Annotated in this window: 13 protein-coding genes and 1 pseudogene; 9 read left to right on the top strand and 5 right to left on the bottom strand. The window is 65.9% G+C overall.

All coding sequences use genetic code 11. From position 1 onward, the window contains the following. Positions 1-441 precede the first annotated feature (441 nt). The 5 genes from ACZYX4_RS15635 to ACZYX4_RS15615 all read left to right on the top strand — a co-directional run bounded on the left by ACZYX4_RS15635 (position 442) and on the right by ACZYX4_RS15615 (position 3,256). Positions 442-1,077 (top strand): hypothetical protein, encoded by a 636-nt coding sequence (locus ACZYX4_RS15635; RefSeq protein ID WP_463877527.1) that lies wholly within the window; start codon positions 442-444, stop codon positions 1,075-1,077. Then, positions 1,074-1,550, top strand: coding sequence for an NUDIX hydrolase (locus ACZYX4_RS15630; RefSeq protein ID WP_463877524.1), 477 nt, complete (start codon positions 1,074-1,076; stop codon positions 1,548-1,550). Before ACZYX4_RS15635 ends, ACZYX4_RS15630 begins: the two co-directional genes overlap by 4 nt. Before the next feature lie 111 nt (positions 1,551-1,661). Beyond that, positions 1,662-1,988, top strand: coding sequence for a GYD domain-containing protein (locus ACZYX4_RS15625; RefSeq protein WP_463877522.1), 327 nt, complete (start codon positions 1,662-1,664; stop codon positions 1,986-1,988). Between the two features lie 33 nt (positions 1,989-2,021). Further along, positions 2,022-2,546, top strand: a complete 525-nt coding sequence (locus ACZYX4_RS15620; RefSeq protein WP_463877519.1) for a hypothetical protein — start codon at positions 2,022-2,024, stop codon at positions 2,544-2,546. Positions 2,547-2,647: 101 nt separating this feature from the next. Next, on the top strand, positions 2,648-3,256 hold the full coding sequence (locus tag ACZYX4_RS15615) for a nucleoside/nucleotide kinase family protein (RefSeq protein WP_463877518.1): 609 nt from the start codon (positions 2,648-2,650) through the stop codon (positions 3,254-3,256). 34 nt (positions 3,257-3,290) lie between these two features. Here the strand turns inward: ACZYX4_RS15615 and ACZYX4_RS15610 are convergent, their stop codons facing one another. From ACZYX4_RS15610 to ACZYX4_RS15600, 3 genes are all read right to left on the bottom strand, one after another. After that, entirely contained in the window at positions 3,291-4,478 is a 1,188-nt protein-coding gene (locus ACZYX4_RS15610; protein WP_463877516.1) for a TerC family protein, read from the bottom strand. A 72-nt stretch (positions 4,479-4,550) separates the two neighbouring features. Beyond that, a complete protein-coding gene (locus ACZYX4_RS15605; RefSeq protein WP_463877514.1) occupies positions 4,551-5,591 on the bottom strand; it encodes a hemolysin family protein in 1,041 nt (346 codons plus the stop codon). Beyond that, the gene (locus tag ACZYX4_RS15600) at positions 5,584-6,945 is read right to left on the bottom strand and encodes a hemolysin family protein (protein ID WP_463877512.1); all 1,362 of its coding nucleotides are present in this window, start codon (positions 6,943-6,945) and stop codon (positions 5,584-5,586) included. The genes ACZYX4_RS15605 and ACZYX4_RS15600 overlap by 8 nt, the downstream gene beginning before the upstream one ends. 473 nt (positions 6,946-7,418) lie before the next feature. Here ACZYX4_RS15600 and ACZYX4_RS15595 point away from each other — a divergent pair, with 473 nt between their 5' ends. From ACZYX4_RS15595 to ACZYX4_RS15580, 4 genes and pseudogenes are all read left to right on the top strand, one after another. Then, on the top strand, positions 7,419-8,402 hold the full coding sequence (locus ACZYX4_RS15595) for a M20/M25/M40 family metallo-hydrolase (protein WP_463877510.1): 984 nt from the start codon (positions 7,419-7,421) through the stop codon (positions 8,400-8,402). Between the two features lie 120 nt (positions 8,403-8,522). Continuing rightward, positions 8,523-10,235 (top strand): alkaline phosphatase D family protein, encoded by a 1,713-nt coding sequence (locus ACZYX4_RS15590; protein ID WP_463877507.1) that lies wholly within the window; start codon positions 8,523-8,525, stop codon positions 10,233-10,235. Next, positions 10,120-11,079 (top strand): annotated as a pseudogene (locus tag ACZYX4_RS15585) (LssY C-terminal domain-containing protein). The gene ACZYX4_RS15590 and the pseudogene ACZYX4_RS15585 overlap by 116 nt, the downstream one beginning before the upstream one ends. Then, entirely contained in the window at positions 11,012-11,218 is a 207-nt protein-coding gene (locus ACZYX4_RS15580) for a hypothetical protein (protein ID WP_463877629.1), read from the top strand. Before ACZYX4_RS15585 ends, ACZYX4_RS15580 begins: the two are co-directional and overlap by 68 nt. Positions 11,219-11,280: 62 nt before the next feature. Here the strand turns inward: ACZYX4_RS15580 and ACZYX4_RS15575 are convergent, their stop codons facing one another. Both ACZYX4_RS15575 and ACZYX4_RS15570 read right to left on the bottom strand, forming a co-directional pair. Beyond that, on the bottom strand, positions 11,281-12,570 hold the full coding sequence (locus ACZYX4_RS15575; protein WP_463877504.1) for an MFS transporter: 1,290 nt from the start codon (positions 12,568-12,570) through the stop codon (positions 11,281-11,283). Between the two features lie 95 nt (positions 12,571-12,665). Then, positions 12,666-12,951: rhodanese-like domain-containing protein (locus ACZYX4_RS15570; protein WP_463877502.1), on the bottom strand; the 286-nt coding region annotated here is incomplete at its 5' end.

The raw sequence follows: 12,951 nt of genomic DNA, 5'->3' as shown, positions 1-12,951 counted from the left end.
CGAGGAAGACCGCGAGATGTAGGAGTCATGGCGCGCCGCCGTCACCGGCAGCCCGTCCTGCTCAGGCGAAACGCCGCGGGGCCTGGTCCGTTCCCCGGGGTACCCCCAACGCTACGGCGGCCTCGGCAGGGTGCCGTCACCCGGAAAGGATGAATCCCTCCGGCCCAAACTTTCTGGTGGATATCAAAGATCCCTCCCCCCAGCCGTCGTCGGCCCCTTGGCCTTCTGACCTTGAGACGACTGGCCCCTCTTTTGGCCTGGGCGGCGGGGCGGCGGACGCGCCCGGCGGGTGGCCGGAGTGGCTGGTGTGCCTGGTGCCGGTTCGCGGCGGGTCATGTCGCACACCGAACGGCGCCCTTTTCCTGAATCGAGGCGCCGACTGCTGCCCGGGAGGATAATGGCACCGAGAGCCAGCAGCCACGGCGGACGGGAGGGCTTCGAATGCAAACGCCGCCGCGCATCACGGTTGAGGTGCCGGTACTCACCATCGGCTCCGGGCCCTCTGAGTACGAGGAACTGGGCAGCCAGGTCGATGCACTGCGCAGGCAACGGGGACTGCACCTGACCCTGCTGCACATCGGCGTCCTGGCGGAATTCGCCCGGGACATCGCGGATTGGACCAGGGGCATCACGACCGACGGGGAGGCAGCCAGCACGGCGGTCGCCTGGTTGGAGGGGCTGCCCGTTCTGGGAGGCTTCTCCGGGACGTCCGATCGGCTGGTCCTGCTGGGCGGCGGGCGCGTGAGCGGGCTGGAAGTGGAGGTGCCCCAGCATGTGAGGGACTACCAGGTCTCCCTCGTGAAGGCGCTGCATGAGCTGTTGGATGAGTTGCTGGTGGACAATGTCGATGACTTCATCCTCGGCTCACGCGCCCTCGGTTTCCGGTACCCCCGCTGGACACCCCACATTGCTGTCGGCCGCCCCAAGTCGAGGGGCCGGGGGCCGTGGGACATTGAGCCGCTGGCCATCGAATTCGGCGAATCACGGATCCGGAACCGCCAGTTCCTCCCGGCCGGCGGCGCCGACGGACGACGGGACCAGGATCCCGGGCCACCCCGGACAGGAGGCGGGCAATGACAGTTCGGAGCGCAGGCATTCTGCTGTACCGCCGGGGCGTTGGATCAGGAGCGGAGGTGTGGATAGCCCATATGGGCGGACCGTTCTGGGCGCGCAAGGATGCCCGCGCCTGGTCGATTCCCAAGGGCGAATACCTTCACGACGAGGACCCGCTGGCCGCCGCAGAACGCGAGTTCGCCGAAGAAATGGGGACTCCTGCACCCTCCGCCGACTACTACGAACTCGGTGCCTTCCGGCAACCCTCGGGAAAGGTCATCACGGTCTTCACAGCCGAATCCGATTTCGCTCCCGAACGGATAGTGAGCAACACCTTCGCCCTGGAATGGCCGAAGGGATCCGGCACCGTCCGCAATTACCCCGAGATCGACGACGCCAGGTGGACCGGGGTGGAGGACGCCCGCACCAGGCTGGTCGGCGGCCAACTGCCGATCCTCAACGCGCTGATTCAACACCTGGAGAGCCCCGGCACCTGATGGGCACGGCGCACGCCACCTCCCTGACCGCCGCCTGCCATTGCTGGCCCGGCAGCGGACTGCCATTCTTGGGTAATCCGCACTCCCGCAAGCCAGCGAAAGGGAAAGACAATGCCGCTCTATCTGTCGAAGTTCAGTTATACCCCTGAGACCTGGGCCAGGATGATCAGGAACCCCGAAGACCGTGGCAAGGCCGCCCAGGCCTATATCGAATCGGTCGGGGGAAAACTCCACGGCTTCTGGTACGCCTTCGGTACCCACGACGGTTACAACCTGTGGGAAGCACCGGACAACGTATCCATGGCCGCCGTGGCGCTGGCAATCACGGGAGGCGGAGCACTGAGTTCACTGGAAACAACGGTGCTGCTGACAGTCGACGAAACGCTGGACGCCCTGCGGATGGCCGCGGAGGTCGGGTACCGGGCTCCCGGCACCTGACGATCCCGTCCCGCGCGCAGAGAGAACCCCCTGATGAATGCACCCGAACCGGATGGGCGGCGTGAACTGTCCGCCGCCCATCGCGCGGCGAGCCTCAAGGAGCGCGTCTACATCAGCTTCACCTGCCTGGCTGTAGTGCTGGCCCTGCGGAGCCACGCAGACGAGACGACGCCCGCTGCCGCGGCCGTGACCCTCAGCATCGTGGTCATCGGTTCCCTGCTCGGGATCTTCGTCGCCGATCTGCTGAGCCACCTGACAGTCCACGCGCAGCTCCCCAGCGGTCACGAACTGCACCACATGATCGCCGTCAGCACCGGGTCCCTCAGCGTCCTGGTGACTCCGCTCCTGCTCCTCACGGCGGCCGGCCTCGGCCTCTGGTCGACAGCGGTGGCGCTGCAATGGGCAACCGTCATACTCGTGGTCACGCTCCTCGTCATCGGCTACCTCGCGATCCGGCGGCTCGACCTGCCGTTCCGCCACAAAGCCCTCATCATGTTCGCCGAAGTAGTGTTGAGCCTGGTGGTCATCGGGCTCGAACTGCTGGCCCACAATCTCTGACCGCGGCACCGCGGACCCGCCCCAGCCCGGGGACCCAGCCGCGCTTCCATTCGTTGGAGTGGGTAGGGGCCCAACACCCTTCGACCGCCAAAGGAGACTGCTTGCTGATCGTGCTCACCGGAATTGACGGTTCCGGAAAAACGACGGCGGCACGCGCCCTGCTTGATGCCGCCCGCAGCGCGGGGGACGGCGCCCTGTTTCTCGGCAACTATGCCGGTCGCCGACAGTTGTCCCTGATCAGTGCCAGACTCGGGCTCCACCTGCCCCCGCGGCTGGCGGACATTCTTGAAACTGCAGTCCGGACGTTCAACGTTCTGAATTCACACCGCCGCGCGAGGCGATTTCACGGCCTGGTGGTCATGGACCGGGACCTGCATTGCCAGCTCGCGCTGCGGCGGATACACGGACTGCCCCGGGGCCGCGTCCTTCCGTTCCTCATCCGCGCGCTCCCCCGGCCCGATCTCCTCATCTACCTCGACATTGACCCGCACGTGGCGCACGCACGGGTCCTCGCGCGAGGCACCGACTCCGAGCGGCTCGAGGACCTGGAGTCGTTAGACGAGGCCTATCACTCACTCCCGGAATTCCCCGGGTTTGCCGTCATTCCTGCCGACGGGCAGCCTGCCGAGGTGCTGGCCCGGCTGCAGGCCGCCATCACCAGCGCCGGCGGAGGGCCGGCCGGGGAACAGTTCCCCGGCGCCCCCGACTGACTTCGCACGGACCGCAACCCCGCCGGACCGGCACCTAACGCGCGAGATATTCCTCGTGCTGCCGGTGCGCTTCCGCGACCAGCGCCCGGATCTTGTCAATGTCCTTGGCCTTGTTGCGGTACTTCGGATCCATGGCCAGAATCTGGGACTCTTCATCGGTCAGCAACCGGTACATCCGCTCACGTTCGGACGAGTCAGCGGTGTATTCCAGGTCGAGGTAATTAACTGCGTGGCGGCGCGCATTGTTGATGGAGGTCTGGGCTTTGCCGGCCTTGCTCAGCAGCGACGCGACGACCGTCAGGATAAGCACCCCGACGATGACGGTCAGGGAGGTGGCCGTACTGATCTCTATGACGGGAACCGGCTGGCCGTCGTTGATGAACGGCAGGTTGTTCTCATGCAGGGCGTGGAGCACCAGCTTAACGCCGATGAAGGCAAGGATGACCGCCAGACCGTACGCGAGGTAGATGAGGCGGTCCAGGAGCCCGTCGATCAGGAAGTACAGCTGGCGCAGGCCCATCAGGGAAAACGCCGTGGCCGTGAAGACGATGTACACGTTCTGGGTCAGGCCGAAGATTGCCGGGATTGAGTCCAGGGCAAACAGAATGTCGGTTCCCCCGATCGCCACCATGACCAGCAGCATCGGCGTCAGTGCCCGCTTGCCATTCTGGACGGTGAAGAGCTTGTCCCCGTCATAGTGTTCCGTGGTGTGGAAGAGCTTCCTGGCGATGCGGATGATGAAATTATCGGCCTCGTCCTCGCCGTGGGCGTCCGGCCGGAGCAGGTTGCCCGCGGTGATCAGCAAAATCAGTCCGAAAATGTAGAACACCCACGCGAACGAATTGATGAGCGCGGCCCCGAGCAGGATGAACCCGGTGCGGGCAATCAGCGAGAAGACGATGCCGAAGAGCAGCACCTTTTGCTGGTCCTCGCGGGGCACCCGGAAACTCGCGATGATGATCAGGAAGACAAACAGGTTGTCGACGGAGAGGGCCTTCTCCGTGATGTAGCCGGCGAAGTATTCCGACCCCATCGCGGTGCCGCCGAAAATCCACACCAGGACACCGAAAACGACCGCCAGGCCCACGTAGAGGGACGACCACGCGGCCGCTTCCTTGAGCGTGGGCACATGGGCCTTGCGGATGTGGAAGAAGTAGTCGAAGGCCAGCAAGGCCAGGATGGTGGCAATGGTGATTGCCCAGATAAGGGGAGAAACGCTCATGTTGCTCAACTTCCGTGAGGGATGCGGCCCTGGCGGCCGGTTCGGTCCGGTGATTCAAATGGTCTGAGGAGTTTATGCACTGGTGGCATCCTGCACCTCGCCCACAAGTTCCTCAATGATGTCCTCGAGGAACAGCACACCTGTTGTTGTGCCGTGGGTGTCAAATACCCGGGCAACGTGGGCTCCCGTGCGGCGCATCACGGCCAGGGCGTCCTCAAGCTCGCTGCCGCTGAACGCCGACGCCAGCTTCCGGATCCGTTTGGCGGGGACCGCCTCGCGGAACGCGGCCGGCGTCGTGAGGTCCATAACATCCTTGAGGTGCAGGTAGCCGGCGGGGGCGCCGTCGCCGTCCGTAAGGATGTAACGGGAGTAGCCGTGCGCCGCGACCGCCCGCTGGATGTCCGCCGGGGTGGCGGACGAGGGCAGCAGCACCATCTCAGCGATCGGCACTTCCACGTCGGCGACCGTCTTGGCCGTGAACTCGAAGGCCGCGGTCAGGGTCCCGCTGGTGTCCGTCAGCACCCCGTCCCGGGTGGACTGCTCCACGATGTTCGCCACCTCGTCCAGCGTGAAGGCACTGGTGGCCTCGTCCTTGGGCTCGACTTTGAAGAGCCGCAGAATCGAGTTGGCGATGCCGTTCAGGGTCCAGATGACCGGTTTGAAGATCCGGGCCACCAGCACCAGCGGCGGGGCCAGGAGGAGCGCCGCGCGGGTCGGAACGGAGAAGGAAATGTTCTTTGGCACCATTTCGCCGAACACCACGTGCAGGAAGGTCACCAGCAGCAGGGCGACGACGAACGCGACGATGCCGATGGTCTCGGCCGACAGCGAGGTCAGGCCAAGGGGGATTTCCAGCAGGTGGTGAATCGCCGGTTCCGAGACGTTCAGGATGACCAGGGAACACACTGTGATGCCAAGCTGGCTGGTCGCCAGCATCAGGGTGGCGTGCTCCATCGCCCAAAGGGTGGTCTTCGCGGCCTTGCTTCCGGCCTCGGCCTTCGGTTCGATCTGCGAACGCCGGGCGGAGATAACGGCGAATTCAGCACCGACAAAGAAGGCATTAACGGCGAGCAGGACGACGAGCCAGATGATGCCTGGCAGATATTCACTCATGGGCCAGCTCCTTCGTAAGATTGTCGATGATCCGGTCATGGGCGCTCTGCGGGAGTTCCGCGGATTCATCGGGGGTGAACCGGAGCCGCTCGACGTAGGTCCCCACCACGCGTTCCACCCGCAGCGTCCCGCCGTCGATGGCCACCTCGTCACCCAGCTCGGGGATCCGGTCCAGCCGGTCCGTCACGAACCCGGCCATCGTGTCGTACTCCTCGCCGTCCGGGACGGTGATGCCGGTCCGGTCCAGGAGTTCATCCGGCCGCAGTGCAGCATCAAAAGTCAGCGAAAGGCCCGTCCGCACGACGCCGGTGCGGGCACGGTCGTGCTCGTCTTCGAGTTCCCCGACAATTTCCTCCACCAGGTCCTCGAGCGTGACGATTCCGGCCGTGCCGCCATGTTCGTCCGAGACGATCGCCACCTGCAGGCCCTGCCGGCGCAGGAGACCCAGGAGGGTGTCGACGCCCATGGATTCAGGCACGCGCAGCGGCTCGAGCATAAGGCCGGACGCCGAGACTCCCGATCGGTCGTCGAGGGCCACCGCGAAGGCTTGTTTGACGTGCAGCACACCGATGACGTCGTCCCGGTCCCGCCCGATCACGGGGAACCGCGAGTAGCCGGTCGCGGTGGCCCGGCTGACGATCTGCTCGGCCGTGTCGTCGGTTCCGATCGTCGCCATCCGCACCCGCGGGGTCATCACGTCGGCGGCGCTGTGGTCGGAGAACCGCAGCGTCCTGTGGAGCAGCGCCGCATGGTCCAGATCGAGGACGCCTTCCAGCGCGGAGCGGCGGACCAGGGAGCTCAATTCCTCGGCACTGCGTGCGCCGGAGAGCTCTTCCTTGGGTTCTATGCCGACCGATCTGATGATGGAATTGGCCGTGTTGTTGAACAGCACAATCACGGGCTTGAAGACCGTGGTGAACAGCGTCTGGAACGGAACCACCACTTTTGCCGTGGCCAGCGGCAGCGCCAGGGCGAAGTTCTTGGGGACGAGTTCGCCAATCACCATGGAGAAAATCGTGGCCAGGAAGATGCCGACGACGGCGCCCACCCCGGGGACAACTGCCTCGGGGAGACCGGCGCTTGTCAACGGTCCGCTGAGCAGTTTGCTGATGGCCGGCTCAAACGTGTACCCGGTGAGCAGGGTGGTCAAGGTGATGCCGAGTTGCGCGCCGGAGAGGTGCGTCGACGTGATCTTGAGGGCCTTGATAGTCGGCGTCAGCCGCTTCTCACCGCGCGCCTGCCGGGCTTCGAGGTCGTTGCGGTCCAGGTTGACGAGGGCGAACTCGGAGGCAACGAACATCCCCGTGCCGACCGTCAGGACGAGGCCGACGCCGATCATGATCCATTCATACATTCGGGCGCCCCTCTCCAGCATTGGCCGGCAATCCGGTCAGGAAGTTGAGGGGCGAGGGCATATGTGAGGGAGGGTCATCCATGATGCATGCCAGTCTAGCCGCCCTGCCCGTGACGCCGCGGAACAATCCGCTGGGGGCGAACCCATCGTTCGTCCATTGCGCCGGGCAGCGATGTTCAGCGATTCGCACAGCATTTTCACAGGCAGCCGCCATTGAAGATACAGCCGGATCCACAAGAATAGGTGAAACTGATAGTCGGCATTCGCGGATGCAATGGTGGCCGCGGCTTACCGGACGTCAGTGGCGGGCGTTTTGATACTCCGGGCTGCGACCGACTAATGACGGGTTTCCAAGCATGTTGACTCTGCGAAAGCACATACTTCCTTCCATCGTGGCTGTGTTGCTCCTGTCGGCGACCGCCTGTACTTCCGAATCCGCGGCCGGATCTCCGCCAGGTTTCCCGCCCAACAACGTGGCCAACGACCCCACGAGCACCACAAAGTCCCCCGACCCCGGGGTTGCTGCTCCGCGGTCGGGGCCCGCGGGTGCGGTTGACGCCCGCGCGGTGCTGGAGGATTTCAAAGGCAGGGGCATGGTGGAGCACATGGAGGCGCTGCAGCGCGTCGCTGATGACAATGACGGCAACCGCGCTTCGGGCACCTCCGGCTACGAGGAATCCGCCCGCTACGTCGAGGACCAGCTGCGCGCTGCCGGGTACACCCCGGTACGTCAGGAGTTTACCCACCGGATCGGTGACAAGCGGGTGAAGACCTTCAACATTCTCGCTGACACGGAGGGCAGTGCCGAGAATACCGTCGTTGTGGGTGGCCACTTGGACTCCGTGGAGGATGGTCCGGGAATCAACGACAATGCCAGCGGCGTCGCGGCTCTGCTGGAGACCGCCCGGTGGATGAAGGAGACCGGGATCGAGCCGGCGAACCGGGTCCGGTTCGCGTTCTGGGGAGCAGAGGAGGATGATCTCGACGGTTCGCGGCATTACGTTGACGAGCTGAGCGCGGCCGAAGTCCGCCGGACGGCGCTTTACCTGAATGTGGACATGGCAGCCTCGCCGAACGGAGTGCGGTCCATTCACGATGGCGACGGATCGGATTTCAAGGAGGCCGGGCCGAAGGGCTCCCGGGAGGTCGAGGACGTCCTTTTCCGGTTCTTCGAGGAGAACACGCTGCCGGCGGAAACCACGCCCTTTGACGGCGGTTCCGATTACGAACCGTTCCTGCGGGCCGGCATTCCCGGCGGCGGGCTGTTCACCGGGGACGTGGAGTCCAAGACCAAAGCCCAGATGCAAGCCTACGGCGGGGCGGCTGGCAAGGACCTCGATTCCTGCTACCACAAAGCCTGCGACACCATCAGCAACACCAACGCGGACCTGCTCAAGGAAATGTCCGCGGCCCTGGCCTACGCCACCGCCAGCTACGCCATGGCCCCACGGGACTGACATCAGGCTCCGGGACAACAGGTGCGGCCGGCCCTGCACCAGAGCGCCACGCAGGCCGCTCTGCCGGATCATTTGCCGCCAAGATTGGCCGCACCCGCGCGGAGCAGGTAGAACTGAGTCATGACTACCCCAGACCTCGTGCTTGGCCCGATGATGCGGTACGTGGATGAGACCTCGGCGAGCGTCTGGGTGGAGACCGGGTCTGCTGCCCGGGTCTCCGTCCGCGCGGGTGGACGCCAGTGGGTGGCCCGTACCTTCGCGGTTCATGGCCACCACTACGCGCTGGTGGAACTGGACGGACTGGAGCCTGGAACGGTCACGCCCTACGCCCTCGACATCAACGGGAGCCAGGTCTGGCCCGATCCGTCATCGGAGTTCCCGCCGTCCATGGTCGCGACCCTGCGGACCGGCAAGCCGCTGCGGATGGCCTTCGGCTCCTGCCGGACCAGTGTGCCGCACGATGAGTCCGGCAACCGGAGCCACGGCGTCGACTCACTGCGCGCCTACGCACTAAAGATGGCCTCCGGGGGTGACCTGCCGTGGCCGGATCTGGTGGCTTTCCTCGGCGACCAGGTGTACGCCGACGTGACCAGCGAGCAGATGCAGGAGTTCATCCGCGCCCGGCGGGACATCGATGCCCCGCCCGGCCAGGAGCTCAAGGACTACGAGGAATACGCCCACCTCTACAATCTGGCCTGGTCAGACCCCGCGAACAGGTGGCTGTTGTCCACCCTGCCCAGCGCCATGATTTTCGATGATCATGACATCCGCGACGACTGGAACACCTCCCTCAGCTGGAAAAGAAATATGGAGGCCACGCCCTGGTGGCACGGGCGGATTGTCGCGGGGCTGGCCTCGTACTGGGTCTATCAGCATCTGGGGAACCTGTCGCCGCAGGAACGGGCCGGGGACGCCATCTGGCAGCTGATCGCCGGGCACGCGGACGAGGACGAGATCGATGTGAGCGCCGAGCTGGACAGGTTCGCGGACCAGGCCGATCAGGACCCGGGATCGTACCGGTGGAGCTACTGCCGGGACTTCGGGGACACGCGGCTGATTGTGGTGGATTCCCGGGCGGCCCGGAACCTGGCGCCGGACAGCCGCGCCCTGCTGGACACGGTGGAAATGGCCTGGCTCGACGGACGGATGCGCGGCGGTTTCCGCCACCTGCTGGTGGCGACGTCGCTGCCTTTCCTGCTGCCGATGGGACTGCACTACGTCGAGTCCTGGAATGAGGCAATTTCCCGGGGTGCGTGGGGGAAACCTGCCGCCCGTGCCGGCGAAAAGCTGCGCCAGGCGGTGGACCTTGAACACTGGGGCGCCTTCCAGAACAGCTTCCAGGAAATGGCGGCCATGGTGACTGAGGTCGCCGACGGCAGGCGGGGCCCGGCACCGGAAACCATCGCTTTTCTCTCCGGAGACGTCCACTACTCCTACGTTTCAGAGGTCGACCGCTCCTCCGGCAGCCGGATCGTTCAGGCCGTCTGCTCCCCCATCCGCAACCCGCTCCCCCGGCTGTTGAGGTCCTTCGCGGCCATCATGTCCTACGGCCTGGCCACCCCGGTAGGCGCCCTGGTGGCGCGCTCGGCAAAGGTCCCGGACCCGCCGTTTCGCTGGTCCGGCGTCAAGGGCCCCTGGTTCGACAACAACCTGGCCTGCCTGGAAGTGGCACCGGAGGGGTTGAAACTGTGGTGGCAGACCGGCGTCGTGAACGGCGGTGACCACCTGCATCCCGGACTCAAGCGCGTCTCCTCCGTCACGGTTGCCCCGCGGGGCCCGGGGACGACGCCAAACGCTTGTGAGAAGCCGGCGCCGGGGCAGGCTTCCGGGTAAGACGGATAACACGGCTACCGTCCTGGACACGGGTTTGTTTGTCTTCAGTGGCGTGGCCGCCATCTGGCTGGCCACGCTGCTTCTTGAGGAGGGCCTGCGGTGGGACAGAGCCTGGTTCTCGATAGTGTTCTGGGCCGCCCTGGCGTACCTGGTACTGCCCCGGGTTCATCGGATTCTGACCAGAATCTATCTTCCGGATTACTTCATTGGCCGGGCCCGGACCAGCGACGGCCTGCTGGGCGACCCGGTCAACATGGCCCTTCTCGCCAGCGAGGATCAGGTCCAGGCCGCCATGCGGCGGGCGGGCTGAACCCAGGCCGACGAGGTCGACCTGGCGGGCAGCCGACGGATCATCGTCTCGACCCTGACGCGGCGAAGCTACGACGAGGCGCCGGTCAGCCCGCTGTTCATCTTTGCCCGCCAGCAGGACTTTGCGTATCAGCAGGAGGTCGACGGGAGCCCGGGCAAACGGCATCACATCCGTTTCCGGCGCTGCCCGCCGGGGTGGGCGCTGCCCGGCCGCGCCGTGTGCGGACGGATGGCCGGAACAAGCGCCCTGCCCCGACCCTGTTCGGCGGCGTTCTCGTGTTTTTTCGCGGCATCGCTGCCCTCATCCTGGCCGCCTCACTGCAGGTGGGCGGCAATGCCGCCGAGGCCGCAGAACCGGCCGGTCAGTTGTTGCCGGCCGCTGCGACGTTCATCGCGGCGTTCGGCGTCGGGGAGGTCCTTCTGGCCTGGGCGTTCTTCGGGGCGGAAACCGCACCAGGGTTCTGGCCATGCTTCTCAGCGCGGACGCCATCCTTATTCAGGCCGCCAGCGCACTCAGTGGCGGCCCAGGAATTGACTTCGAGACAAACCTTCTGGGCCTCTCGCTGGACATCCTCCTCATCATCGCCCTCTCCAGCGAACGTTCCCGCACCTATGCACGGAATCGCAGCCGGGGCAGAGTCCCACGCAACCGCGTCGCCGCCGGACCGGTGTGAACCCGGTTTCAATTCCGGTGGATCGGATGGGCGACAGCAGCGCCCCGTTTTTCGGTGCGGCCTCAGGCGCCGGCGGAGTGGTGGTCGGTTCCGCGCATGCGGACGGCCACAAGGAGACCTGACAGGGCTGTGAGTCCGGCGACAACGCTGACGGCAGCCGGAATGCCGTACGCGTCGGCGATGAGACCGGAGAGCAGCGCGCCGACAGCGAAGCCGCCGTCGCGCCACAGCCGGTAGATGCCCACCGAGCGCGCACGCCATTCCGGGTGCGCGACGTCGCCGATGGCGGCAAGCAGGGTCGGGTACACCATGGCCGTGCCGAGGCCAAGGAGGACGGCGGCGGCCAGCCAGATCCCGAAGTCCTGGCCGACGGCGATCATCGCCAGGGCGGCGGCCTGGAGGAGCATGCCGCCGACGATCAGCCATTTCCGTCCGTATTTGTCGGACAGTGCTCCGGTGACGAGCTGCGCGGCACCCCAGACGGCGGGATAGACGGCGGCCAGGATGCCGATCTTTTCGATGGTCAGTCCGGCGGCGGCAAACAGGACGGGGAAGAGTCCCCAGGCAAGGCCGTCGTTGAGGTTGTTGACCATCCCGGCCTGGCTGACGGACGACAGTGACTTGTCCCGGAAGCTGGTGAGGGTAAAGATTTCCCGGTTGCTCAGTTGCCCGTGGGCGTTGGCGTGGGCGGACGTGTGGTTGGCTGCTTCAAGTTTCGCGTGGCCCCGGGTTTCCTTCACGGCGAAGACCGAGAGGCCGAGTCCCAGTGCGATGTAGGCGGCGCCAAGCAGGAACGGGCCGGGCCGCAGGCCGTAGGTGGCGGCGATGTAGCCGGTGGCCAGGGCGGTGCCGGCGACGCCGAGGTAGCCGGCCGCTTCATTCAGGCCCATGGCGAAGCCGCGGCGCTCCGGGCCGACGAGGTCCATTTTCATCATGACGGTGGTGGACCATGTGAGGCCCTGGCTGATGCCCAGGATCACGTTGGCCGCGACGATCCAGCCCCAGCTCGGACCGAAGATCAGCATCAGCGGGACGGGCAGGGCGATGACCCAACCGGCCACCAGGACGGGTTTCCGGCCGTAGCGGTCCGAGAGGGTGCCGGCGAAGTAGTTGGTAACGGCCTTGGCGAGGCCAAAGGCAAGGATGTAGGTCAGCGCGGACGTGTAGAGGTCGAGGTGAAAGACCTGCCCGGCCAGCAGCGGGAGGACGGTGCGTTCCTGGCCCAGGGTGCCGCCGACGAGTGCGTTGACGGCAACGAGGAGCATGAACTGGGCCAGGTTCTGCCGCAGGCCCAGCGTGATTCCGGTGCGACGATGCGGCTGCTGCAGCGAGTTGGTGTTGCCGGAGTTCATGGTGCTCCACGTGGTTGGGACGAAGTGTGGCGGCGGCCCTGGTGTTCAGGGCCGCCGCCACAGGGTGTCGGTCGGTTAGGTGCCGGTGGTGCGGGTCAGTTCGCGGGGATGCTTTCGCGTGCCTGCTGGTAGGCGGTCCAGGCGTTGTAGCTGCCGTCGAGTTCGACGACGTCGTAGCCGGCGCGGCGCAGCGCGCTGGCCGCGACGGAGTTCCGGACCCCGCTCTGGCAGTAGCTCACGATGGTGCCCTCGGCCGGGAGCTCGTCCAGGTTCCACATCACACGGCCGCCGCTGAGCTGGTGGGAGCCCGGGATGTTCCCGGCAGTGTGCTCGGTGCGGTTGCGCACATCCAGGATCATCGCGGCCTCGAAACCCTCGAGC

The organism is Pseudarthrobacter leeuwenhoeki (assembly GCF_055412885.1).
Note: the sequence above shows the minus strand (reverse complement) of the source record. Positions and strands in the feature narration are given on the sequence as shown.